The sequence below is a fragment of the Trebonia sp. genome, assembly GCF_049794275.1.
Lineage (GTDB): Bacteria > Actinomycetota > Actinomycetes > Streptosporangiales > Streptosporangiaceae > Trebonia.
On the sequence record NZ_JBARCR010001283.1, the window covers coordinates 1 to 2,261 of the forward strand.

Consider the following 2,261-nt stretch of genomic DNA (forward strand, 5'->3'; position numbering starts at 1 on the left):
CCGCTAATCGGCTTGTGCCGCTGTGCGGGGCGCGACATGGTGGGGGTTATGCGACACGTTGCACCGGCGCCCGCGGAAGCGATCGACGCTGGCCCAGCCGTGCTGCGCCGCTGGCGCCCCGACGACCTGGATGCCTCCTGCGCCGCGGTGTTCGCGTCGCTCGAGCACCTGCGCCCGTGGATGCCGTGGGCGCTGGACTTCAGCCGCGCGGCACAGGCCGAGTTCCTCGTCGGCTCCGGGCGCGACTGGGACGCTCGTGCGGGGTTCAACTACGCGATCCTCGTGGACGGCGCGATCGCCGGATCCGCGGGGCTGATGGCCAGGATCGGGCCGGGCGGCCTGGAGATCGGCTACTGGGTGCACCCGGCGTACACGCGCCGCGGGGTGGCGACCGCGGCCGCGGCCGCCCTGACCGACCAGGCGTTTGCCCTGCCCGGCATCGAACGGGTGCAGATCGTGCACGACGAGCTCAACGAGGCGAGCGGCGGCATCCCGCGCAAGCTGGGCTTCACCGAGATCGAGCGCCGCCCGCTCGATCACAAGCCGCTCGCAGGGACCGGGATCGGCGTGGTGTGGGAAGTGACCCGTGCACAGTGGCTGGGCGGGGCTTCGCGGTAACGTATGCGGTCATGGGCGATCTGGACTCAGACCTGATGGCGCTGGCCCTGGAACAGGCGCGGGCCAGCCTTGACGCCGGCGGAGTGCCGGTCGGCGCGGTGCTCGCGGCGGGCCGGGAGGTGATCGGCGCCGGGCACAACGAGCGCGTGCAGCGCGGCGACCCGGTGGCCCACGGCGAGATCGCCTGCCTGCGCAACGTCGGGCGGCGGCCGTCCTACGCGGGCACCACGCTGTACACGACGCTGTCTCCGTGCCAGATGTGCACCGGGGCGATCCTGCTGTTCCAGATCCCGCGCGTCGTGGTGGGCGAAGCCCGCACCTTCGCGGGCGACCTGGACTTCCTGCGCTCCCGCGGGGTGTCGGTCGCGCTGCTTGACGACCCAGGCTGCGTCGCCGCGATGCAGGAGTTCCAGACCCGGTACCCGGAGGTATGGAGCGAGGACATCGGCGGGCGCTGACCTGGCCCCGCGGCCGCCCGAATTGTCCTGGATGCGTGGGCAGCCGGCCCTGGGGGATAAACTCGCACGTTGTGAGCAGCGTAGTTTCCAGCGAGCTCGGCAAGCGGTTCCCCGATGTGGCGGCGCTGGCCGGCGCCCTCGACGAGACCGGCTACCTGGCCGGTGAACAGCTTGCCGCGGCGTTGTTCCTCGCCGTCCGGATGGGCCAGCCGATCCTGCTCGAGGGCGAACCGGGTGTCGGCAAGACCGAGGCGGCCAAGTCCCTGGCCGCCGCGCTCGACACCGCGCTCGTCCGGCTCCAGTGCTACGAGGGCATCGCGGCCGCCGAGGCGCTCTACGAGTGGAACTACCCGAAGCAACTGCTCGCCATCAGGCTCGCCGAGGCCACGCACGAGCAGATGCGGGAGACCGACCTGTTCCGCGAGGAGTTCCTGCTCGCCCGGCCGCTGCTCACCGCGCTCGACCACCCGGGACCGCGGCCCGCGGTGCTGCTCATTGACGAGGTGGACCGGGCCGACGACGAGTTCGAGGCGTTCCTGTTCGAGATGCTGGCGGAGTCTTCTGTCACGATCCCCGAGCTCGGCACGCGGCGCGCGAAGGTTCCGCCGATCACGATCCTCACCTCCAACAGGACCCGTGACCTGCACGACGCGCTGAAGCGGCGGTGCCTGTACCACTGGATCGGGTACCCGGACGCGGCCCGGGTCGCGCAGATCATCCGGCGGCGGGTGCCTGCCGCGGGCTCGGCGCTCGCGGGCGAGGTGGCGGTCGCCGTGAGCCGGCTGCGGGCGCTGGAGCTGACCAAGCCGCCGGGGATTTCCGAGGCGATCACCTGGGCGGGCGCGCTGTCCGTGTTCGGCGCCTCGTCGCTGTCCGCCGCGGCGGCCGAGCGGACGATGAGCGTGGTGGTCAAGTACCCGGAGGACGAGCAGGCCGTGCGAGAGGCCGGACTGGCCGCCGTCGTGGGGCATGACTGACGGCAGCCGGGTTGGCGCGGGCGCCCAGCCCGAGCCTGACGGCCACGAGCTGCCACTGACCGACGTGGCGACGCTGGCCGCCGCGCTCGGCGTCGCCTTGCGGTCCGCGGGCCTGGCCGCCGGACCACAGCGCTGCGAGCGGCTGGCGCGGGCGGTCACCGTGATGGACGCCTCGACGATCGCGGAACTGCACGCGTGCGCGCTGGCC

The 2,261-nt window shown here is 72.7% G+C and carries 4 protein-coding genes; all 4 read left to right on the top strand.

Annotated features, from left to right (window positions below; translation table 11 throughout):
* Positions 1–48: 48 nt before the first annotated feature.
* Complete coding sequence (locus WA805_RS31225) at positions 49–618, top strand: GNAT family N-acetyltransferase (protein ID WP_425241021.1); 570 nt, start codon at positions 49–51, stop codon at positions 616–618.
* Positions 619–629: 11 nt separating this feature from the next.
* The gene (locus WA805_RS31230; RefSeq protein ID WP_424559156.1) at positions 630–1,076 is read left to right on the top strand and encodes a nucleoside deaminase; all 447 of its coding nucleotides are present in this window, start codon (positions 630–632) and stop codon (positions 1,074–1,076) included.
* Positions 1,077–1,147: 71 nt separating this feature from the next.
* Complete coding sequence (locus tag WA805_RS31235) at positions 1,148–2,053, top strand: AAA family ATPase (protein WP_424563153.1); 906 nt, start codon at positions 1,148–1,150, stop codon at positions 2,051–2,053.
* On the top strand, positions 2,046–2,261 hold a 216-nt coding region (locus WA805_RS31240; protein ID WP_425244131.1), incomplete at its 3' end, for a hypothetical protein. The genes WA805_RS31235 and WA805_RS31240, both read left to right, overlap by 8 nt.